The 21,285-nt window shown below is 59.7% G+C and carries 22 protein-coding genes and 2 pseudogenes; 16 read left to right on the top strand and 8 right to left on the bottom strand.

The genetic code is table 11. The features are described from left to right. The coding region (locus tag AC1DVW_RS29375) for a hypothetical protein (protein WP_477327854.1) at positions 1-673 on the top strand (673 nt) is incomplete at its 5' end. 699 nt (positions 674-1,372) lie between these two features. On the opposite strand, the gene AC1DVW_RS29370 is transcribed toward AC1DVW_RS29375, so the two are convergent. Continuing rightward, on the bottom strand, positions 1,373-1,609 hold the full coding sequence (locus AC1DVW_RS29370) for a helix-turn-helix domain-containing protein (protein ID WP_032909948.1): 237 nt from the start codon (positions 1,607-1,609) through the stop codon (positions 1,373-1,375). Positions 1,610-1,773: 164 nt separating this feature from the next. On the opposite strand from AC1DVW_RS29370, the gene AC1DVW_RS29365 reads away from it, so the two are divergent. Continuing rightward, positions 1,774-2,286 (top strand): helix-turn-helix domain-containing protein, encoded by a 513-nt coding sequence (locus AC1DVW_RS29365; protein WP_477327852.1) that lies wholly within the window; start codon positions 1,774-1,776, stop codon positions 2,284-2,286. A gap of 16 nt (positions 2,287-2,302) precedes the next feature. On the opposite strand, the gene AC1DVW_RS29360 is transcribed toward AC1DVW_RS29365, so the two are convergent. From AC1DVW_RS29360 to AC1DVW_RS29345, 4 genes are all read right to left on the bottom strand, one after another. Further along, positions 2,303-3,556, bottom strand: a complete 1,254-nt coding sequence (locus AC1DVW_RS29360) for a CapA family protein (RefSeq protein WP_477327850.1) — start codon at positions 3,554-3,556, stop codon at positions 2,303-2,305. A 76-nt stretch (positions 3,557-3,632) separates the two neighbouring features. After that, a complete protein-coding gene (locus AC1DVW_RS29355; RefSeq protein ID WP_477327848.1) occupies positions 3,633-4,481 on the bottom strand; it encodes a transporter substrate-binding domain-containing protein in 849 nt (282 codons plus the stop codon). Positions 4,482-4,533: 52 nt separating this feature from the next. After that, complete coding sequence (locus AC1DVW_RS29350; RefSeq protein ID WP_477327846.1) at positions 4,534-5,283, bottom strand: ABC transporter permease; 750 nt, start codon at positions 5,281-5,283, stop codon at positions 4,534-4,536. 12 nt (positions 5,284-5,295) lie between these two features. Further along, the gene (locus AC1DVW_RS29345) at positions 5,296-5,955 is read right to left on the bottom strand and encodes an ABC transporter permease (protein WP_477327844.1); all 660 of its coding nucleotides are present in this window, start codon (positions 5,953-5,955) and stop codon (positions 5,296-5,298) included. A 271-nt stretch (positions 5,956-6,226) separates the two neighbouring features. Here AC1DVW_RS29345 and AC1DVW_RS29340 point away from each other — a divergent pair, with 271 nt between their 5' ends. Both AC1DVW_RS29340 and AC1DVW_RS29335 read left to right on the top strand, forming a co-directional pair. After that, the gene (locus tag AC1DVW_RS29340) at positions 6,227-7,147 is read left to right on the top strand and encodes a LysR family transcriptional regulator (RefSeq protein ID WP_477327842.1); all 921 of its coding nucleotides are present in this window, start codon (positions 6,227-6,229) and stop codon (positions 7,145-7,147) included. Beyond that, entirely contained in the window at positions 7,128-7,286 is a 159-nt protein-coding gene (locus tag AC1DVW_RS29335) for a hypothetical protein (RefSeq protein ID WP_477327840.1), read from the top strand. Before AC1DVW_RS29340 ends, AC1DVW_RS29335 begins: the two co-directional genes overlap by 20 nt. 14 nt (positions 7,287-7,300) lie before the next feature. On the opposite strand, the gene AC1DVW_RS29330 is transcribed toward AC1DVW_RS29335, so the two are convergent. After that, complete coding sequence (locus AC1DVW_RS29330) at positions 7,301-8,191, bottom strand: LysR family transcriptional regulator (RefSeq protein WP_477327838.1); 891 nt, start codon at positions 8,189-8,191, stop codon at positions 7,301-7,303. A gap of 121 nt (positions 8,192-8,312) precedes the next feature. On the opposite strand from AC1DVW_RS29330, the gene AC1DVW_RS29325 reads away from it, so the two are divergent. The 3 genes from AC1DVW_RS29325 to AC1DVW_RS29315 all read left to right on the top strand — a co-directional run bounded on the left by AC1DVW_RS29325 (position 8,313) and on the right by AC1DVW_RS29315 (position 10,843). After that, complete coding sequence (locus AC1DVW_RS29325; protein WP_477327836.1) at positions 8,313-8,981, top strand: NAD(P)-dependent oxidoreductase; 669 nt, start codon at positions 8,313-8,315, stop codon at positions 8,979-8,981. 275 nt (positions 8,982-9,256) lie between these two features. Further along, positions 9,257-9,733 carry an AtaL-like protein gene (locus tag AC1DVW_RS29320; protein ID WP_477327834.1) on the top strand — a complete coding sequence of 159 codons (477 nt, stop codon included), beginning with the start codon at positions 9,257-9,259 and terminating at the stop codon, positions 9,731-9,733. 42 nt (positions 9,734-9,775) lie between these two features. Continuing rightward, on the top strand, positions 9,776-10,843 hold the full coding sequence (locus AC1DVW_RS29315) for an alkene reductase (RefSeq protein WP_477327832.1): 1,068 nt from the start codon (positions 9,776-9,778) through the stop codon (positions 10,841-10,843). Between the two features lie 92 nt (positions 10,844-10,935). Here the strand turns inward: AC1DVW_RS29315 and AC1DVW_RS29310 are convergent. Next, a pseudogene (locus tag AC1DVW_RS29310) lies at positions 10,936-11,424 on the bottom strand (glutathione S-transferase C-terminal domain-containing protein); the annotation flags it as partial. Between the two features lie 108 nt (positions 11,425-11,532). Further along, positions 11,533-12,009 (bottom strand): Lrp/AsnC family transcriptional regulator, encoded by a 477-nt coding sequence (locus tag AC1DVW_RS29305; RefSeq protein ID WP_477327856.1) that lies wholly within the window; start codon positions 12,007-12,009, stop codon positions 11,533-11,535. A gap of 132 nt (positions 12,010-12,141) precedes the next feature. Here AC1DVW_RS29305 and AC1DVW_RS29300 point away from each other — a divergent pair, with 132 nt between their 5' ends. The 9 genes and pseudogenes from AC1DVW_RS29300 to AC1DVW_RS29260 all read left to right on the top strand — a co-directional run. Further along, complete coding sequence (locus AC1DVW_RS29300; RefSeq protein WP_477327830.1) at positions 12,142-13,629, top strand: NAD-dependent succinate-semialdehyde dehydrogenase; 1,488 nt, start codon at positions 12,142-12,144, stop codon at positions 13,627-13,629. Between the two features lie 12 nt (positions 13,630-13,641). Then, positions 13,642-15,042 carry an aminotransferase gene (locus AC1DVW_RS29295; RefSeq protein WP_477291230.1) on the top strand — a complete coding sequence of 467 codons (1,401 nt, stop codon included), beginning with the start codon at positions 13,642-13,644 and terminating at the stop codon, positions 15,040-15,042. Position 15,043: 1 nt separating this feature from the next. Beyond that, on the top strand, positions 15,044-15,844 hold the full coding sequence (locus AC1DVW_RS29290; protein ID WP_477327828.1) for an amino acid ABC transporter ATP-binding protein: 801 nt from the start codon (positions 15,044-15,046) through the stop codon (positions 15,842-15,844). A gap of 44 nt (positions 15,845-15,888) precedes the next feature. After that, positions 15,889-16,704, top strand: coding sequence for a transporter substrate-binding domain-containing protein (locus AC1DVW_RS29285; protein WP_477327826.1), 816 nt, complete (start codon positions 15,889-15,891; stop codon positions 16,702-16,704). Between the two features lie 58 nt (positions 16,705-16,762). Further along, positions 16,763-17,473 (top strand): ABC transporter permease subunit, encoded by a 711-nt coding sequence (locus tag AC1DVW_RS29280; RefSeq protein WP_477327824.1) that lies wholly within the window; start codon positions 16,763-16,765, stop codon positions 17,471-17,473. A gap of 1 nt (position 17,474) precedes the next feature. Beyond that, positions 17,475-18,155, top strand: a complete 681-nt coding sequence (locus AC1DVW_RS29275) for an ABC transporter permease (RefSeq protein WP_477327822.1) — start codon at positions 17,475-17,477, stop codon at positions 18,153-18,155. 22 nt (positions 18,156-18,177) lie between these two features. Further along, positions 18,178-18,531 carry a cupin domain-containing protein gene (locus AC1DVW_RS29270; protein WP_140876921.1) on the top strand — a complete coding sequence of 118 codons (354 nt, stop codon included), beginning with the start codon at positions 18,178-18,180 and terminating at the stop codon, positions 18,529-18,531. Positions 18,532-18,570: 39 nt separating this feature from the next. Further along, entirely contained in the window at positions 18,571-19,890 is a 1,320-nt protein-coding gene (locus AC1DVW_RS29265) for an NAD(P)/FAD-dependent oxidoreductase (RefSeq protein WP_477327819.1), read from the top strand. A gap of 150 nt (positions 19,891-20,040) precedes the next feature. Beyond that, positions 20,041-21,285, top strand: a pseudogene (locus AC1DVW_RS29260) (class I SAM-dependent methyltransferase); the annotation flags it as partial.

Raw genomic sequence — 21,285 nt, 5'->3', positions numbered from 1 at the left:
GCAGCGGAGTCTGACCGAGATCGCTACCGGCCTGTCGGTCACTGCGATGGTCGGCGCGACGCTCTACAATCTCGGTTTCTTTGCGCCGGTTGAGTGGAGCCTCATCTCCGTGCTTACCGTGCAAGACCTCTTGATCGGAGCATCGATCGCACTGCTCCCGATGTCGGTCGCGGCGTGGCTAGCGCTGCTCATTGCCCGCTTCATTGCCGATGCGCCAAAGCGCCCAGTGCGAACGGTAGCGATTTCAATGGCGCTGATGGCCGTCGGCCTCGCTGGCTCCTGGTACTTCTATGAGGGACCTCATCAATCGACCGGTGGGCATCTTGGCTTTGCCTACTTGCTACTCGCCGGCCTGGCGTCCCTTTCCAATCTGATATTCAGGGCGCGAGCCGTGGGTTTGGTTTGGCTCGCCTTCTCATTGATTTATGTCCCGTTTTCTTGCGGCGCTGCTGATAGTCTTCGGACCGTCTCCAGCTTGTCGGCCGCGACAACTGAGGTCGAGACCGACAAGGGCGTAATTAGCGGTCGCATTCTGAGGATGACTTCCGGATTCGCCATCATTTTCGACGGCAAGGCCATAGTTGTGTTGCCGCTTACCAAGATCCGAAGCATGCGGCGACTGTACACCGACACGCCTGAGATCGACTACCTGAAGGGCGGCACGCCGAACTGAGCCTTGGCTCTAGCATTGGTAATCGGGGCAGTCTGTGCTCGGAGATTTTGGCTGCCTCAACGCGGAAAATCCCCATGCGTGAGGTGGCCAGATCGAGACCATCTTGACTGAACCATGAACATCCGCTTTGACCGGTCCTCACGGCAAAAGCAGACCGTCCGCTGTCGGCCCCAAACCTGCCTGTCGTTACGCGTCCCATTGCCGTCGTTTACGGCGGTGTTGCCGATCCAGAAAGCGGCCAAATGTGCGACACAGGCATAGTCGCGGTGCATCAGTGCCGTCGATAGCTCTCCACATGCGGTCGAACCAAGCCGCAACCTATTTTGACATTAGACCAGCCTCCACCAGTCGCCGGAACGCTTCCGATCTGGTGGGAAGATCTGGCTGGGTGCGACGCCATTCGTCTACACGAGCGAGTAAGTCGCTCGAGAGCCGCAACTCGAAGCGTTCAGTTTTGTTGTCGACAGGATCAGGAACGTTTGACAATGGTGATGTCCGTAATGTACGGTATGTACGTAAAATGTGGTTCGCTCTTCGTAGCCTGACGACGTGCTGCAACACGTCGTTCGGCCTAGCCACACCCCAAGCTGTTTGGAGTTCGGATCATGACTGATTCCGACAATACCACGACTTTATCTCTCGTCACCCAGAGGAGGGCACTTGGGGCAAGTGCAATTGTGTTTCCCGTCGACTGGACACTCAAACCAGAGGATCTAAGAGCCGTACACCTTCACCCTTTTGACCAGCGGATAAGAATTCGACACCCGCTTTTATCAGAGCCGCCTCAATGGCCTGCAAAGTGCTGATCCGGGAATCTACCTTGCCGTTTTCCAACCGGACCAGCGCATTCAGCGACACAATTGCCTTGTCAGCAAGCTCCTGCTGCGACCAACCAAGCAGAGCCCGTGCGGCTCGAATCTGTCGTGGACTGACCATGAGTCCACAATCGGCAGGCAGATTTTCTTTGCCACCTATAGGGTCATTTTGCACCCTATAAGGTATATTAAATGGCGATTCGATCTGCAGATAACATGGGCGAAGAGCCCGGCGCGTACGCGGCGGACTCTCTATCCGGCTGACTAGTGGAGGATCGAAAGGCCTTGTTGAAACCGCAACGCTCCGTCCTCCTTCGGACGGGGCCGAAGCCAAAGATCGACAGCGACCCTCATCCCGCCGATCAGCATGTCGGCAGGCAGATTGCCACGGTTCGTGTCCAATCGGACGTCTCGCAGGCCCAACTCGCCCGATCGATAGGCATCAGCTTCCAGCAGCTCCAGAAATACGAGAACGCGCGGAATCGCGTGAGCGCTTCGATGCTCTACCAAATCGCCAGTTCGCTCGGCGTTCCTGTCAGTCGCTTCTTCGAAGGCCTGCCGGGCAACGATGAGACCCGCGTCGAGGCGCGGCCGCTGCCGGTCGATGAGCGCCTGGATTTCATTGCCAGCGCGGAGGGTCGGCGCCTGATCGAGGGGCTTGTGAAACTTCCGCCGCGTGTGCGCGGTCGCGTCTCGTCCCTGATCGCAGCGTTAGGAGAAGAACTGGCCCTCCTAGACACAAAGGGGGATAGCGAGATGGCCGGCGATGCCGCGCCGGCCGAATGCAAGACCGCCTGACGGCCGGTCGGGCCTGTCAGCCGAATTTTCGGGCAGCGGGCACGGCGATGCGGCCGCAAGTCGAGGACACTTCGATGTCGACGCCGAACGCCCGCGATCGGGTCGCGAATCCCTCGAGGATGTCTCGCGCGGCGCTTCCCGTCACGGCGACGGGCACCAGTCTGCCCGTTGCCGATCCGAGGGACTGAGGGTCCGCGCCGATCACGACGGGCAGGAGATCTATCTCTGCGAGGGTTCCGCCCGCATCATAGCGGCACGCGGCGACGATGCTTTGCCAGACTTCCGGTGGATCCCATTCGGTTTCGTCGGGGTGGACGTGGAATAGGAAGTTTCCGAGGCCATAGAAAATCGGCGAGCCATTGTAGATTTCCACCGCCTGTAAGACTGGAGCGCCGTGGCTGACAAAGAGGTTCGCACCGGCGTCGATGCACATCCGCGCAAAGGTCTGCACCCAGCGCGGCACGTCCTGCCAACCTGGTTCCCAATGATGGTGGTGCAGATAGGCAATGACGAAATCGCCTTGTGCCGCCGCGTGCCGGATGGCGGCCAGATGGACACTCGCGCTTTCCTGGTCGACTTCGATCAGACGGCCGAAATCTGCGGTTTGCGTGAACACAGTGCCATAGAAGTTGATCTCCTTGCCGACCGCCACCTCTACCGGGTCCTCCGGTTGCGCATAGTTCGCCAGTTCAAAGGGGGAGCTTTGCAAATGAGCGCCCAGCCTTGCCAGTCTGCGGAAATGTCCGTCCGGCACCCCCATCTTGCGAGCGGTGTTCAGACGATTGACGCCGGGCCGAGCCGGCCGGAAGGCCGTGCGGTCTTCGGCATACATGTTGGTCGGGCCGGGGCCTGCATCCATCGCAAGAAGCGCGACCTCGCGCGCGCCCAACCGGCGGCGGCCCGGTTTCCTCGCGTCAGTCTCGTCGGACCCGATGCCGGCATGGAGGAAGCCCCGCGCTTCCACCTCCTCCAGCGTCGAGAGGATGCCGCCGGCGCCGAGATCGAAGGCGTGGTTGTTTGCGAGCGCAAGCGCGTTGAAACCGATCGCCTGCAATGCGTCGAGCACTTCACCCCTGGAATATCCAAAGTATTTGCCCTTGGTCGGCCACCCGCCGTGCTTACCCAGGATCGTCGACTCGAAGTTGGTGAAGACGACGTCGCCTTGGCGCAGGAAGTCCGTAACCGCGATGAAGCGTTCGTCTTTGACGTCACGGATGTCATGCTTGATCAGGGATTGGCCGGTAACGACCGCGCAGAACTGGTCTTTCATGGAGCTCGCCTTGAAGGAGGGGAGGGCGCCGGCGTTCCGGCCAGCGACACGTCAATGTCGAAGTCGGGTGCCGGGCCTATTGCGCGACGGCTGGTGAGATATCGCTCTTGAACCATTTCAGGCTCAGCGCCTTGATCGTTCCATCCCTGGTGGCCGCGTCGATGGCCGCGTTGAACTTGGCGAGAAGTTCGGCATCGTCCTTGCGCATACCGGCGCCGACGCCCGGCCCCCAGAGCCCACCCTTCAGTTCGGGGCCAAAAAACACCGCGTCCGAACCGGAAGGCGTCTCCAGAAAATCCCGCCAGGTGAAATAGTCGGCGAGGCCGCCGTCGATGCGACCCGCGGCAAGATCGAGCTTCATGTTGTCCAGGCTGTCATAGCTGCGGACGGTCACGACATCGCCCAGGATTTCCTTCACGACTGCTTCCGAATTTGACGAGCGCAGGGCACCGATCGCCTTGCCTGCGAGTGTCGATCTGAGGCGTTCAATGGTCGCCTTTTCCTTGTCCCCGATGCTCGAGAGGTTGACCTTCTCCTTGATGTCGCCAGGATCGAGACCCAGGTCCTTGCGCACAACGAACTGGTTGAAGCCGGCGGCGTAGGGAACGGAGAACGCGATCTTCTGTTTGCGTTTTTCCGTGATCGCCATGCCGGACATGATGACGTCGAACTTGCCGACAAGCAGTGCCGGGATGATCCCGTCCCAATCCTGCGGGACGAAGGTACATTTGATCTCGATGCGACGGCACAGGTCCTGTCCAACATCGATATCGTAACCGTAGAGTTGACCGTTCGCGTCGGTGCCGTCCCAGGGCGGCGAGGCGCCTTCGGAGGCGATGGATATGACGCGCCCGCTTTCGGCGCCGGCCGGGAGTGCCGATATGAGGGATGCGATAGAAACAGCAATAGCCAGGGGTATGCGCATGATGCACCTCTTCGTTGGTTTGGATGGAAAGGGGAGCCCGGAACCTGCGGCGTCAGGGCAGGGGCGTCGTGATCTCTGGGTCAGGTAGGGCCGGGCGCAATCGCGCCTTTCGTCGACGCGCCGGATGGCCGTCGGTCGAAAGCCATCGCTCCAGCAACTGGATCGCCTTCACCGCGATCGACGTCAGCGATAGGTAGATCGCTCCGGCGACGATGAAGATTTCGTAGGGAGCGAATGTGGCCGAAACCATCTGCCTCGCCATGCCGGTGATCTCGAGCAGCGTCACGGTGCTCGCGAGCGACGAGCCCTTGATCATCCCGACGATCTCGTTGCCGTAGGCCGGAAGCGAAATTCTGAAAGCGATCGGGAAGGTGACTAGGCGAGCGATCTGCAAGCGTTTCAAGCCGAGAGACGTGGCCGCCTCGGTGACACCCTTAGGCACGGACTGGAGACCACGGCATAGGATCTCGGTGGTGTGTGCCGCGCTGTTCAGCGAAAATGTCAGAAGGGCGCACCAGAAGGGGTCGCGCAGGATCACCCAGAAGATGCTGGCTCGCACCGCCTCGATCTGAGCGAGGCCATAGTAGAGCAGAAAGAGCTGAACCAGCATCGGCGTCCCGCGGATGACATAGGTGTAGGCGAGCACCGAGAGCGAGAAGCCGGGCCGTCCAAACGCGCGGATGAAGGCCAGCGGCACGGATAGAAGAAATCCGGCCGTCAGCGACAAGACGGTGAGGGTCAATGTGAGACCAATGCCCGAAGGCAGGACGACCATTGCGTCAAACATCAAGCCTATGTTCATGCGTCGCTCCTCCTACCGGCCAAGTGCCGGATAGCGCCGCTCAGCAAGCCGGATTGACAGCAGCGTGACGGTGGTCAGCGAGAGATAGAGAGCGGAGGCCGCAAGGTAGAAGGTCAATGGTGCGCGCAAGGATCCGGCCCCCACATACGCAACGCGCATGATGTCGGTCAGGCCAACGATCGAAACCAGCGCGGTATCCTTGAAGAGCGAAATCCAGAGATTACCATAGGCAGGCAGCGCCAGCCGCAGCATCTGAGGTCCGATGACGAACATCCAGCGCTGCCAGGCGTTCAGCCCAAGCGACTTTGCCGCTTCGGTTTGACCCGCTGGCACTGCCGCAATCGCGCCGCGAAACACTTCGGTGGCATAACCGCTGAAGACGACGGAGAGCGCGATAACCCCTGCGGTGAACGCGTTCACCTCCACGTACCGGCCGGCGATCTTGCTGGCGAGGGTGGTTCCACCGAAGTAGATGAGCAGGATAATGAGAAGTTCTGGTACACCACGGACAACCGTGGTGTAGGCGGTCACGACACCGTTGACGCGCGGTTGTCCCGTGCCCTTCGAAATCGCCAGAAACAACCCGAATGCCGTACCGAGGCAGCCGCTGACAAGGGCCAAGCCTATGGTCACGGTGAGTGCGACAACAAACTGAGTAGTAAAACCACCCATGGGGCGAATTCCTCGACTCGCAATACCGCAGGATACGCCGGTCTATATCGCCAAGACCAAGCCGTATAACCTAAGGTTGCGAATTGTTATATTTATAATGTGGAGTTAATTTGAGATATTGGCTAATTCTATCGCGTAAAATTACGCACTCAATCTATAATTTTTATTATTTTATCTATAACGCACCGTTATATACTGAGGCGGTTCGTTGCTCCCCAGGTTGGCACCATCTGCTTCCGGGGTGGCGTTGTCAGGGAAAGGTGCGCAGGGAATGGAGTTGCTGCAGAGCGACCTGAAGGTCCGTCAACTGAAGGTCTTCCGGGAAGTTTTGAGGGCCGGTTCGACAAGGCGAGCGGCGGTTGCGCTCGGGATAAGCCAGCCGGCCGTCAGTCAACATGTGAAGCAACTCGAGACCACGCTCGGCATCACACTCTTCAAGAGATCAGCCAACCGCATCGTCCCCTTGCAGGAAGCTTGGGAACTCCTGCGAAACGTAGAACTTGCCCTGACGTCGCTGGATCGGCTGGAAGCGTCGATCTTCGCAATGAAGAATGAGGAAAAGCAGCGGATCGCGATTGCCGCTCCTTCCGTCTTCGGTTTCGTGACCTTGCCCAAGGTCGTGGCGATCATCCACTCAAAGACCGCTTCGAATGTCCGGTCGATTTCGGGAAGCTACGATGAGATCGGCGAGCACATCCTGGCTGGGCGGGCAGATCTCGGGATCTCGAGATTGCCGCTGGACCCAAGTCTGTTTGAATGGGCGCCGCTTGGGTCAGCGCGCAACGTATGCATCTTTCATCCCGATCACCGCTTTTCAAAACAGACCTCTATCGAGGCTCACGACCTGGCAGGCGAAACGATCGTCGATATCGATCCGCAGTTCGCCGCCCATCAAATGAACTTCAATGCCTTGCGCTTCGCCGGTGTTGAGCCGGACATACTGGTGGAATTCGATTGCAACGGTCACGAAGCCGGATACGTTTCCGCTGGCCTGGGCATTTCGATAACCAATGAGATCATTGCGCGTGAATACGCGGCGTTTCACTTGGGAATAAAGCCAGTAGAGCCGTCCGCGCTCTATCACTACGTGGCGATTTGGCAGAAGGGCAGATCCTTTTCCAACGCATTGAATGTATCGCTCGAAGCGATAATCGCTGCGTTTCGAACAACGCATGAATGCCATCATCCATAATGGCGTGCTGGACCCGGATACTTACTTCCTGCAAAAACCGGTGACCTTGCAAGCCCTCGCCCGAAAATACGGGTCGTTCTTGACAGCTATGATTGAGCGTGGATCCACGTTCGTGTGCATGACGGGTCAGCGCTCCTGAGGCGCAAGATCAACCTACTTGCCGATATAGGCGGCCAATTCATCAGGCGTCCCCTTCGGGAAGGCCTCTTTGAGATAGTTGAGAAACGCTGACACCCGGGCGCTCAGTAACCGCTTGGAGGGGTAGAGCGCCCAGAGGACAATATCAGGCCCGTCAATATCGCCCCAATTTACCAGCGTGCCGTCGGCCAGATCGTGGCTCACGAGCGAGAGGGGGAGGCGGCCCGCGCCAACGCCGGCGCGTACTGCGTCCCGGACCATGACAAGGGATGAAAGTGCCAGGATTGGCTCGACCATGATTGAAGACCGGCCAGCGGTGACCTTGACTTGCCAAGTCAGTCGATCGCCTGCCGATCGCACGATGGCGGGTGCGGTACAGCCTTCAGCGGGCCGGGCGAGATTCGGGCTTGCGGCGACCACCAACCGATCGCGCAAGAAGGCTCGTCCGATAAGAGCCTCATCTGGATCCGGGTTGACCCTGATCACCAGATCAAACCCTTCCTCGATCATATCGACGGCTCGGTCTTCCGTGGAGACCTCTAGCCTCACTTCCGGATACTTCAGGGCGAAACCGGCAGCAATCTTACCCATCGCGGTTTGAGAGAAAAGCAGTGGAGCACTGATCCGTAGCTTGCCGCGTGGCTTTTGTCCGCCTGAAGCAATTGCGGCTGCGGTCTCGTCGAGTTCGGTCAGCAACTGCCCCGCCCGCGCGTAAAGCGCGCGCCCTTCCTCAGTCAGTTTCAGGGTCCGCGCGCCCCGTTCGAGGAGTCTCAGACCAAGGCCAGCCTCGAGTTCCGCAACCCTTCGCGACAGGGTCGCCTTCGGGCGTGTGGCGGCCCGTGCTGCACGGCCGAAGCCGCCGTGGCGGGCCACGAGCACGAAATCCGCGAGAGCCAGCAAATTCATCTGTTCCACCAATGGGACGCTGTGTCCAATACTAGCGTCTATCACGTCATCCGTGAACCACTCATATTCACGACAACAACCTCCCAGACTGCAGACGTCTCCCCCAACGAGGAACAATGCCATGACCAAGTCCACAAAAGAAAATCCCCACGCCCCGCAGACCAAGATTTTGGTTTTGGGAGCGACGGGGCCGACTGGCCGTCTCGTCGTCAGCCAGGCATTGGCGCGCGGATATGAGGTGACGGCCTTGGTCCGCTCCCCCGAGAAAGCGGCGGATATGAAGGGCGTCCGGCTTGTTGTCGGCGACGCCCGCGGCGAGAAGACCCTGCGCCAGGCCGTCACAGGCCAGGATGCCGTCATCAGTGCTCTGGGCACTCCGGCCAGCCCGTTCAAGCAGGTGACGCTGCTCTCGACCGCGACCCGCGCGCTCGTCAACGCAATGAAACTGGAGCAAGTCTCGCGCCTGATCGCCATCACGGGGCTCGGCGCGGGCGATAGCGCCGGCCATGGCGGGTTCCTGTTCGACAAGGTGATTTTCCCGCTGCTCCTGCGCAACGTCTATGCGGACAAGAACCGGCAGGAAGCCGTCATCAAGGAGTCCGGGCTCGATTGGACTATCATCCGTCCATCCGTTTTGAACAAAAAGGCGGGGCGCGCCACCGTCCGCACCCTGACCGATCTGTCCGCATTCCATGGCGGGACCATAGCGCGGGAAGACGTTGCGAAATTTGTCCTCGATCAGGTGCAAACCGACGCCTGGCAGCATCGTTCGCCACTGATTACGTGGTGAAGCCCGTCACGCCCCATCGTCAAACCAAGCGGCGGTTCCCGGCAACCCGTTGGCGCATAAAGTCGATGAAGGCTTTTGCAGCCGGGCTTACGTTCCTTACCGGCAGGCATGACTAGACTGACATCGACGGCTGGAACGCTCCAGTCGGGCAGAACGCGAACAAGATTGCCAGCCTCGATCTCAGGCGCAGCCACATATCTCGCCGTGGCCGCGATCCGCCGCTCAGATCGCTGCTTGAGCGCTGCTGTCAACAACACCCAATCAAGGAACACACTATGATCTATTCAACCGCAACCGTTCCGGTGAACGCGGACGGCGAGACCAAGCTCACGCGCGAGCAGGTCTGGAAGGGCCTTGAGCTGAAGGCGCGTGATGCGCGCCTGTTCCTCCCGCCTGGCCGCTGCACGCGTTGCGAGGTCGTGGAGGAGAGCACGACCCACTTCGTGCGCGAAGCCACGATCGTCGGCGCTGACCTGCGCGAAATCATCACCCTTGAGCCGCAAAGCAAGGTCACCTTCTTCCAGGCGACCGGCCCACGCGAAGGCGCGATCATCAACGAGCTGTTCGAGGATGATGCCGGCGAGCTGCAGCTCAAGTTCTATTGCTACACCGGTCTTCGCGGCAACGAGCCAAATGGCCCCGACGAGCAGGCTGAGCAGACGCAGTTCGATAGCGAGGAGAAGGGCTACAAATCCGCCCTGATGTCGACGCCGAAACGCACCCGCGAGCTGCTTGCCACAGGCACGCTCTGATCCTCTTCGCCTCTCAACAATCCAATAACTAGGAGAAAACACATGACCTATGTCTGGTCCACCTTCAAACTCGGCAACCTGCAACTGCCGCATCGCCTCGCCATGGCGCCGATGACCCGAAGCCGGGCCAAGCCCGACGGAACACCCGGTGATCTGGCTCCCGAGTATTACGCACAGCGCGCCACGATGGGTCTTCTGATCACCGAGGGCACCCAGCCGTCCGAAGACGGGCAGGGGTATCTGGCCACGCCAGGGATTTACAACGACAATCACGTGGCAGGGTGGCGGAAGGTTGCCGACGCTGTCCATGAGGCGAACGGTCGTCTGTTCATCCAACTCATGCATGTCGGCCGCAGATCCCATCCGGAAAACACGCCGCACCATCGCCAGCCGGTTGCGCCTTCGGCGATTGCCTCCGGTGAAAACATGTTCACGGTCAAAGGCATGCTGCCGGTTCCGGAACCTCGCGAGCTCACGACAGCCGAAGTTCGGCAGACCATCGCCGATTTCGCAAACGCCGCCAAGCGCTCGATCGAAGCGGGGGCCGACGGCGTCGAAGTTCACGGTGCGAACGGGTATCTGGTGCACCAGTTTCTTGCGCCGAACGCGAATAAGCGCACCGACGAATTCGGTGGTTCTCTTGAGAACCGCGCACGGTTCGCGATCGAGGTGGTTCAAGCGATCGTCGGTGCGGTCGGAGCCGAGAAGACGGCGATCCGGCTGTCTCCGGGATTACCTACGGGCGGCATCGCCGAAGGCAAGGAGAACGACGATCTCTACCGTTACCTGGCAGCCGAGTTTCATAAGATCGGGGTTGCCTATCTGCATATCCTCCATATCGGCAATGAAGCGCTCTTGGCGGACATCCGGGAGGCTTTCGGCGGGGTCTTGATTGTCAATCGGCCGGGCCGCTCGCGCGAGCAGGTCGGGGCCGATGTTGCCGCCGGGGTTGCCGACATGGAAGCTCTAGGCGCCATGGCCCTTGCGAACCCGGATCTGGTCACACGTCTCAAAGAGGGCGCGCCATTGAACGAGCCGCGGCCGGCACTCTTCTATGCCGGGGGCGGGGCTGAAGGCTACATCGACTATCCCGCTCTTTATCCCGTCTGATTTTACGGCGCGGGCGAGACGCAAACTCGCCCGCGTCGAAACCGGCTATCAGTGCAGATCAATTTTATCAGATCCGACGATAGCAACCCCGCTCATGACAAGGTCTCGCGTCCAGAGGGGGAGTCGAAATCGCGATCAGGACCGACGGGAACGACACGGCTGGGGTTGAGCCAGGGATGGCTGCCGTAATAATGGCCCTTGATATGATCGAAATCGACCGTTGGGCGGATCGCCGGATGCCTGAAGAGATCCCGTGTGTAAGCCCAGAGCGCTGGATAATCGACCAATGGCCGGACGTTGCACTTGAAATGACCGTAATACACCGGGTCAAAGCGCACGAGCGTCGTAAACAGTCGGATATCCGCTTCCGCTAAGACCTCGCCCACAAGATAGCGTTGCCGCGCAAGGCGCTGCTCCAGCCAATTAAGCGTCTCGAACACTTCGCCGACGGCTGCCTCATATGCAGTTTGTGTCGTGGCAAAGCCAGACCGGTAAACGCCGTTGTTCAAGGTTGCGTAGACACGCGCATTGACCGCATCGATCTCGTCGCGATGTTCTGCCGGATAATAGTCGCCGGCAGTCAGCGCGCTGCGTCAGCATCACCGTACCGCCTTGCTCGGCCAAACGCGGCCACACGAACCGTCCGTGGTCGATGCGCCCTCAAGGCAAATGACCCCTTTCACCGGAGATCATGAGAAATCAGCAGCGTCGATCGGCACTGAGAAGCCGACCTTGACGCGGTCCATGATCACCATGGTCTTGAACCCTTTAATATCGGGGTTCTCATAAAAGAACTTACGGGTAAAACTCTCGTAATCTTCCATGCTCTTAGCCGTAACGATTAGCACGAAGTCCGCATCCCCGGTCACATAGTATCCGTTCATCACCTCCGGCGTCTGGCGAATGGACTGCTTAAAGCGGTCTACAATATCCGCCCGCTCACGTTCCAAGGACACCGAAACCAACATGGCGATCGGGCGACCGATGGCCTTCGGCTTCACGACGGAGATGTCGGCCTCGATCACCCCCTCGTCCCGCAAGCGCTTGACGCGCCTCTGCACCGCGGTGGCGGAAAGGCCCACCATCTCACCAAGTTCTTCGCTCGTGTGGCGATTGTGCCCCTGCACGATGCTCAGCAGACGCGCGTCGAGTCGATCTAGCCGCATAGTCTTCCCGCATAATTTCTTTGATCTGGCTAAAACAAGACAGGAATCCTGCGTCTGTGCAACCGCTTCATCATAAAATCTGCGCACCTGCTCCATTAGGCTTCGTTGAAATAGCAACGGCACGGGGCCGACATGTTGAACACGATAATGACGGCACGGCAGGCCCTCGCTGGTCTCAGCGATACAGAGTTGCTGCGTGAAGGGTCCTATGTCGACGGCGAATGGCAAGCGCATCGCAGCGTTACCGCGGTTACCGATCCGGCAACCGGCGATGTCATAGCCTATGTCGGAGATTGTGACGCGGCGCTCGTGAACCGGGCGATCGATGCCGCCGATACTGCCTTTGGCGGTTGGCGCGACAGGCTCGCCCGCGATCGCGGAAAAATACTCTTGTCTTGGGCGGAACTGATCAGACGCCATAGCCATGACCTTTCCATTATCCTGACCGCCGAGCAGGGCAAGCCTCTAGCCGAAGCCGAGGCCGAGATTCTTTATGGCGTCGGCTTCATCGAATGGTTTGCCGCCGAAGGCGAGCGTGCCTACGGCGAGACGATACCCGGGCACAAGCCCTCAAGCCGTCTGTTCGTCTCCATGCATCCGGTCGGCGTCAGCGCCGCTGTGACGCCCTGGAATTTTCCGAGCGCCATGATCGCCCGGAAGGCAGCCGCCGCCCTTGCAGCGGGCTGCCCGGTCATCGTCAAGCCGGCCGTTGAAACGCCGCTCTCGGCCCTCGCCTTGGCGGAGCTGGCGCATCGCGCCGGTCTGCCGCGGGGTGTCTTTCAGGTGGTGACCGGCGATCCCAAGCGTCTGACGGACAGCCTGCTCGCTGATGAGCGTGTGCGAGCCTTCTCCTTTACAGGTTCGACCGAGGTCGGCAGGCTTCTGCTCGCCAAGGCCGCGGCGACGATCAAGAAGGTTTCCATGGAACTCGGCGGGCACGCACCCTTCATCGTGTTCGATGATGCCGACCTGGACGAGGCGGTGGAGGGCTGCGTCGCTGCCAAGTTCACTACCTCGGGCCAAGACTGCCTTGCTGCCAACCGGATCTTTGTCCAAGAAGGCGTCCATGATGTCTTTGTGGGAAGGCTGAAGACTCGGATCGAAGCGCTGCGCGTGGGCTCCGGCTTCCAGCATGGGGTCGACATCGGGCCGATGACGAAGACGACCGTCGTCGAGAAGTGCCGCTCCCACATCGCAGACGCGGTCAGTAAAGGCGCCCGGCTGCTGACAGGTTCGATCCCCGGCCCGGAGGCCGGAAACTTCGTCGCGCCCGCTCTTCTGATCGATGTCCGCCACGACATGCTTATTATCTCGGAAGAGACTTTCGGTCCGGTCGCGCCCGTCCTGCGCTTCGTCGATGAGGACGACGTGCGCACCGCGGCCAACGCCAGCGAGATGGGCCTGGCCGCCTATGTCTATACCCGAGACCTGAAGCGGGCGATGCGCCTTTCGGATGCGCTCGAATACGGCATGGTCGGGATCAACACGGCGTCCTTCACCGGCGCGCCAGTCCCCTTCGGCGGCTGGAAGCAGTCTGGGCTCGGGCGAGAAGGCTCACGCCACGGCCTGCAGGAATTTATGGAACTTAAATATGTCTGCTTCGGCGGCTTGGCCGCGTAAGGGCGAACGAAGATGGTAAATATTGCTGAAATCGCGGCGATGGACCGCAGGACGGTGCTTCATCCCTTCACCTATCTGAAGGATTATGCATCCGGCAACGTCGATCCGACGATTGTCGAGACGGGAAAGGGCGTCAGGATTCAAGACGCCACCGGCCGGGAATATATCGATGGCTTTGCCGGCCTTTACTGCGTCAACATCGGCTATGGCCGTACCGAGGTTGCCGAGGCGATCGCGCGACAGGCCTACAAACTCGCGTATTATCATTCCTATGCTGCACACACGACTGAAGAACTCGCGCGACTTTCGGACCGGCTGGTCCGGATGGCGCCTGGCAGGATGTCAAAAGTCTTCTATGGACTGTCAGGATCGGACGCCAACGAGACCCAAGCGAAGATCGTCTGGTACTACAACAACCTGAGGGGCAAAACGCGGAAGAAGAAGATAATCGCGCGCGAGCGCGGATATCATGGATGTTCCGTGGTTTCCGGCTCGATGACAGGAATGAGTTTCTATCACGACCACATGGATCTGCCGGTCTCCGGCATTCTCCGCACTGGCGTCCCGCATTTCTATCGCGGTGCGCATCCGGGAGAAACCGAGGAGGACTTTTCGGCGCGGCGCGCCGATGAACTCGAGGCGCTCATCCTGAGAGAAGGCCCGGATACCGTGGGCGCGTTTATCGCCGAACCGGTGCTGGGCACCGGCGGCATCACGCCGCCGCCGATCGGGTACTGGCCGAAGATCCAGGCTGTGCTTCGCAAATACGATGTCCTGTTGATCGCCGACGAGGTGATCTGCGGCTTCGGGCGCACCGGCGCCATGTTCGGGTCGGACCTCTACGGCATCGAGCCCGACCTGGTAACCGTCGCCAAGGGCCTGACATCGGGTTATGCGCCTCTTTCGGCGTCTATCGTGTCACAGAAAGTCTACGAGGTCATGGAGGATGCAACGCCGCGCGTCGGCGCCTTCTCGCACGGCTATACCTATTCCGGGCATCCCATCAGCGCTGCTGCGGCGAACGCCGTCCTCGACATCGTCGAACGTGAGGACCTGGCCGGTCAGTCCGCCAGGAAAGGTGCTTATCTTCTTGCCCGGTTGAAGGCGGAATTCGCACAGAATCCTATCGTTGGCGAGGTTCGGGGCATAGGCATGCTGGCAGCCTTGGAGTTCGTCGCCGACCGCGGAACAAAGGCCAGCTTCGATCCGGGCTTGAAGGTCGGTGCACGCATCTCGCAGGCAGCCCGCGACCGAGGCCTCATTGCCCGTGCCATGCCGCATGGGGACATTCTGGGGTTTGCCCCCCCGCTGGTCATGACGGAGGCGGAGATCGATGAGATGGTCGGCATTGCCAAGGCGGCTGTTGATAGCGTGCTCGTAGACATGGATGCGCAAGGCGCGGTGGCCGGTTAGCATGTTGCATCGCAAGATCTCACGCGCGGCCGAAGTCCTGAAGGTCAAAGATCTCGCAAAGGTGTTCGGCTCCACCAAGGTGCTGGACGGAGTTAGCTTCACCGTAAGGCAGGGCGAGGTCGTCTCGCTGATCGGATCGTCGGGGTGCGGGAAAAGCACCGCTCTTCGCTGCATTAATTTTTTGGAGATGCCGACTTCAGGGCAGATTGAATTCATGGGAGAGGCCATCTCGGTAACCACTGAAGCGCGCGGAGAGCCGAAGATTGTCAACGCAGCCGCTGTCAGAAGGCTTCGACGCCACGTCGGAATGGTATTCCAAAACTTCAATCTCTGGCCGCATCGCACCGTTCTCGGCAACGTGACCGAGGCGCTCGTTTACGTGCTCAAGCAGTCTCGGAAGGAGGCAGAAGAGACTGCGCTGTGGGCGTTGGCGAAGGTCGGCATGGAAACCTTCCGCGACCGCTATCCGCAACAGCTTTCGGGCGGCCAGCAACAGCGTGTCGCTTTCGCGCGCGTCCTGGCGATGCGCCCGAAACTGATGCTGTGCGATGAACCGACCTCCGCGCTCGATCCGGAACTGGTTGGAGAGGTCTTGAAGATCATACGCAAGCTCGCCGAGGAAGGTGCGACAATCCTACTCGTGACGCACGAAATGCGGTTCGCAAGGGAACTGTCGAACCGAATGCTATTCCTGCAAAGGGGCCGCCTCGAGCAGGATGACACGCCGGAAGAACTGTTTCGAAACCCCGCGAGCGAAGCGGTGGAGCGGTTTCTTTCGAGCGTTATGCCGGCCAATGCCTGAAGACAGGCGCTGGGACAATCAAGAACCAACCAAGGGGAACTGAGATGAACATCAGCAAGCTTATCAAGTCCGCAGCATTCGGCCTGCTGGTCGCCGGGGCGGCGACCATGGCCTCGGCCGAGGAAGGTGTTTTGCGAATCGGCACCGAAGGTGATGCACCGAAGTTCAGCATGGCCGATCCGAGCGGCAACGTCACCGGCTTCGACGCCGACATTGCCAATGGCATCTGCGCCGAACTGAAGGTCCAATGTAAGTTCGTCGTTCAGACGTTCAGTTCGCTTGTACCCTCAATGGACAGCGACCGATTTGACGTCATCATATCAGGTCTTGGCATTACAGCCGAGCGGGAGAAAAAGATCGACTATTCGATCCCTTATGCAACGACACCTCTCTACTTCGTCGTTGCGAAGGATTCGCCGCTGGCCGGCCTGAAAACTCTTGATGACATCAAGAAGGCGATCCCCGGCAAGACCGTCGGTGTCGCCACTGGCACTACCTACGCTAGATTCATAGAGAAGCGGATGACGGGCGTCGATCTGAAGACCTACGATGCTGTTACCCAGTTGACTGCCGATCTCGCTAGCGGTCGCATCGACGTGGCTTTCGGAGATTCGCCAACCTGGGTCGACTTCCTAGCTACGCCTGACGGCGCGAACTTCGCAAAAATCAATGTCAGGATAATTTCCATGGACGATCCGGAAGTCCTCGGCCGCGGCATGGGCGTCGGGATGCGCAAAGGCAACACCGATCTCAAGGCAAAGATCGACGTGGCCCTGTTCAAGATGATCAACGACGGCACGGTCAAGAAAGCTTCCATGCAGTGGTTCCAGGACGACTACACCATTCCCTGCAAACAGTGATCCTTCGATAGTGGCGCCTGCCTTGGCATTGCACAAGGCAGGCGGATAGGAGGCTTCTATGCAGGATTTTTGGGTGCTGATGGTGGAGCATGGCTGGGCGCTGGCTCTCCTGCGCGGCAGTGCAGTGACAATTGCGATCGGGCTGCTCGGCATGCTGTTAGGTTTCGTGGTGGCGACGCCACTGGCCATCTTGCGCTGGCAGAAGGTCATAGTCGTCTCACAGATGGTGGATGCTTACAGCATCCTGATCCGCGGAATTCCGGGACTGCTGGTGATTTATCTGCTGTTCTACGGCTCCTTGGACTGGGTGAGAACCGTCGCGGGGACGTTCGGCTATCAGCAAGCCGCCGAGAATGCCTATCCCATGATTGTCGGCGTCATTGCGATTGCCTCGATATCCTGTGCCTACTCAATCGAGGCGATCCGCGGCGCCCTACAAGCCGTGCCCCTCGGCATGCTCGAAGCCGCCCGCTCCTTGGCACTTCCGCGAATGGTCACATTCTTTCGCATTACCTTTCCGCTCGCCTTGCGGCTCGCACTCGGCGGCATCAACAATGTGTGGCAGATGACGATCAAGGATACGTCGTTGATCTCCGTCGTCGGCCTGCAGGAACTGATGCGGACCGCGGCGATCGCCGCCGGCATTACGCGGTCGCCGCTGTTTTTCTACTGCATTGCCGCAGCCCTTTTCTTCGCCATGACGCTCGCCAGCCAAACCGCATTCTCGAGGATCGAACGGGTCCTCAACCGCGGCTTCGGAGGGATGTGACATGGATTTGGGCATCATAACGTATGCGTTCCCGTTTCTGCTTGAGGGCGTCAAGATCACGCTTCTCATCGCAGTCTTCGGCATCGTTCTTGGTCTGCCGCTGGGAGTCCTGGTCGGCCTTGCGCGCGGATCGAAAAACCGGGTGCTTCGCGGTTTTTGCGACGCCTATTGCGCGATATTTCGTGGCACGCCAATGCTGGTGCAGATCTTCGTGATCTACTACGGCTTGGCCCAAATAAGTTTCATACGCCACAACCCGGTTCTGTGGTGGATGATCGGCGATGGGCTTCATGCAGCCATCCTCGCCGTCGTGCTGAACTCCGGCGCTTACACCGCAGAGACATTCCGATCGGCTTTCAAGTCGCTACCCAAGGGCTTGATCGAAGCCGCCGAAGCTTGCGGCATGAAGCCATGGCACATTTTTCTTCGTATCAAGTTCCCGCTGGCGCTGCGACAGGCACTTCCCGCCTACAGCAGCGAGGTGGCCATCATTGTCAAGGAATCGAGCCTGGCTTCCGCGATCACGGTCCTCGAGATCACCGGCTACGCCAAGCGCCTGATGAGCGAAACGTTCGCGGTGATGGATATCTTCGTCATAACCGCCGCCTTCTACCTCGTGATCAGCGTCATTGCGCTGATGGCGATGAAACTTCTTGAACGCCGTTTAGCCATCCCAGGCTGAACCAGTCCTGAAAGGAAAGACCATGTCCAACCTCACTTTCATCGACCAGAATAACCTGCCCAAACCCCGCGAAGGCAAGCCTGCTCCAGACAGGCTGATCGAAGGCGATCCGCGCTTTCTTAGTTGGGACATCGCACAGACCGCCGACGGAATAGTTCAGTCCGGCGTGTGGGAGGCGACGCCTGGAGCCTATCGCTCGATAAAGGGCAAGACTTTCGAGGTTTGCGTTATCCTGTCAGGCGTATCCGAACTGACAGAGGACGGGAAGGAGCCGCGTCGCATCACGGCCGGCGACGCCTTTGTCATGCATCCTGGTTTCACAGGCGTCTGGAAGGTCATCGAAACCACGCGCAAGCTCTGGGTTAGTCGCGATTAGTCGGCTCCCGAGCTTTCCTTTGCAACCAGCAGCAGTTTCATGACACAGACGCTTTCCACAACGATCAAATCGACGCCATACTGGTGGGACGATTGTGCCTTTCCGCCTTTGCCTAGGCGCGAACTCGATCGGAGCTGCGACGTGGCGGTCGTCGGCGGCGGCTATACGGGTCTCTCCGCCGCAATCGAGTTGGCGCGGGCAGGCAAGCACGTCCAGCTTTTCGATCGCCAGTCGCTCGGCCAGGCGGCTTCCAGCCGTAACGGTGGCATGGCAAGCGGTAGCATCAGGCCTAGCCGCAAGGAACTGATCCGTCGCTTCGGTTTGGATAGGGCGAACGGCATCCTCCTGGAAGGCCAGACCGCGCGGCAGGACCTTTGGCGGTTTCTCACCGCGGAGAGTATTGAGGCCAACTTCAAGCTGTCCGGCTTATTCGAAGGGGCGATGACCGCCGAAGAGACAGAAGAGCTCCGCCGTCATGCAGGCTTTCTCCACGACAGCCTTGGCATCGAGACCTTCGCCGTCAAAGGATCTGACGTGCGGCAGTATATCGGAACCGACCTCTATGTTGGTGGCATGGTCCGGATGGACATCGGCGGCCTTCAGCCCGCGAAGTTGCTCGCCGGCATGATCCGGGTCGCGCGCGAGACCGATGCCGTTCTTCACGAGAACACCGCGGTCCTGGGTTCCACCAGCGATGCCGCTGGCGTGCGGGTCACCACCGAGCGCGGCGACGTCCTGGCGAAGAAACTCCTTGTATGCACCGACGGATACACCGACGGGTTCGATCCATGGCTACGCCGCCGCTTGGTGCCGGTTCGTAGCCGAATCATAGCCACCGAACCGCTAGACAAGCAGGTCATCGACCGGCTGATGCCCGCGCGCATGATGTACAGCGACATGCGCAAGCTGAGCTACTACTACCGGCCGTCGCCCGACGGGTCTCGTATCCTGTTTGGCGGACGCGACGGCACGACCGCAGGCGATCCGCTCACGCCGACAGTCAATCTGCGGACGGAACTCGCCAGACTTTTCCCGGAATTGGACACTATCGGCATCACGCACAGCTGGTTTGGGAATGTCGCCATGCACCGGGATATGATCCCGCGTATCTTTTCACGCGGCAACACCATTTACGCGACTGGCTATTGCGGTTCCGGCATCGTGTGGGCGCGGTGGCTTGGCAAGAAGGCGGCGCTCAAGATCCTCGAAGACGCCGAGCAGCCGCGCTCGGCTTTCGACTTCGAACAGGCTCCCAAAGCCGTACCGTTTTACCGCGGCCGTCCATGGTTCATTCCGCTTGTGTACTGGATGTATGAGCGCCATGACCGGAAGACGCTGCGCCGTCGCAAGGATGCGTGAGGCGGCATGGCATTTCTGTTCCTCTGTGATGCAACCCGAGGGGCCGTGTGTGGTTTGCTGGCTCTGGCCTCACTCCAGATTGCCGACGGCCCATTAACGTCTCATATTCGCGCATCATACTAGCATCGTAGCTTGCGATAGGACGAGTAAATGCCAAGGGACGCCGCGACCAGAGCCGCCCGTATTGTCCGAACGGTGATTGAGACACTGAAGCCGGGTTTTGCGGTCAGGCTGTGGACCGGTGAGCGGATCGGCCCGGCCACCGGCCCGGTGCTCACCATCAACGACCAGGACATTGTCTGGCAGGTGGTGAAGCGGCCGTCTTTGTCGACGCTGATCGAAATGTGGATTTCCAAGACCATAGACATCGAAGACGGGACGATTTTCGATTTCTACGCCCTGCCGTCGCAAGGCAAACTCAGGACCAAGATCAAGTCGCTGCCGAAGCTGGCGATCCTGCGCGACCTGCCTTCGGTGCTCTTGTCACGCAAGCAGATGAGCGCGCGCACCGATCTGTCGGGACGCAATCCCTTCGTCAGCGGTTCGAGCCAGGAAGCGATCCAGCATCACTACGACATTTCGAATGCCTTCTACCGGCTCTTCCTCGACGAGCGCATGGTCTACAGCTGCGGCTATTTCACGGATTTCGCCAACGGCATCGACCAGGCGCAGGCCGACAAGCTCGACCATATCTGCCGCAAACTGCGGCTGAAGCCGGGTGAAAAGCTGCTCGACATTGGCTTGCGGCTGGGGCGCCATGCTGATCCATGCCGCGAAGAATTACGGCGTCGTCGGCCACGGCGTTTCGCTGTCGGAGGCGCAGACCGAACTCGCCCGCGAGCGTATTCGTGCCGAAGGGCTGGAGGATCGCATCACCATCGAAATCAAGTCCTATGCGGAACTTTCCGGCACCTTCGAAAAGATATCGTCGATCGGCATGTTCGAGCACCTCGGGCTTGCCAATCATGCCACCTATTTCTCGACCATCCATCGTCTGCTCAAGCCTGGCGGCATCTATCTGCATCATGCCATCACCCGGCGCAGCAAGGGCGACATGAAAAAGACCCTGCGCAAGGGTCCGGAATTCAAAGCGCTGATCAAATACATCTTCCCGGGCGGCGAACTCGACACCATCGGCATGACGCTCGGCAATCTCGAGGCGCATGGCTTCCTCGTCTATGACGTCGAAAACCTGCGCGAGCACTATGCCCGCACCTGCCGTCTGTGGGCCGAGCGCCTCCAGGCACGGTTCGACGAAGCGATTGCCGAAGTGGGTGAGGCCAAGGCGCGGCTCTGGCTGCTATATCTCACCGGCTGCTCGATCACCTTCGAGCGTGCCTCGGCACAGATTTTCCAGACCGTCGTCACCACAGATTTTCCAGACCGTCGTCACCA

Source organism: Mesorhizobium sp. P3_B5 (assembly GCF_056402815.1).
Note: the sequence above shows the minus strand (reverse complement) of the source record. Positions and strands in the feature narration are given on the sequence as shown.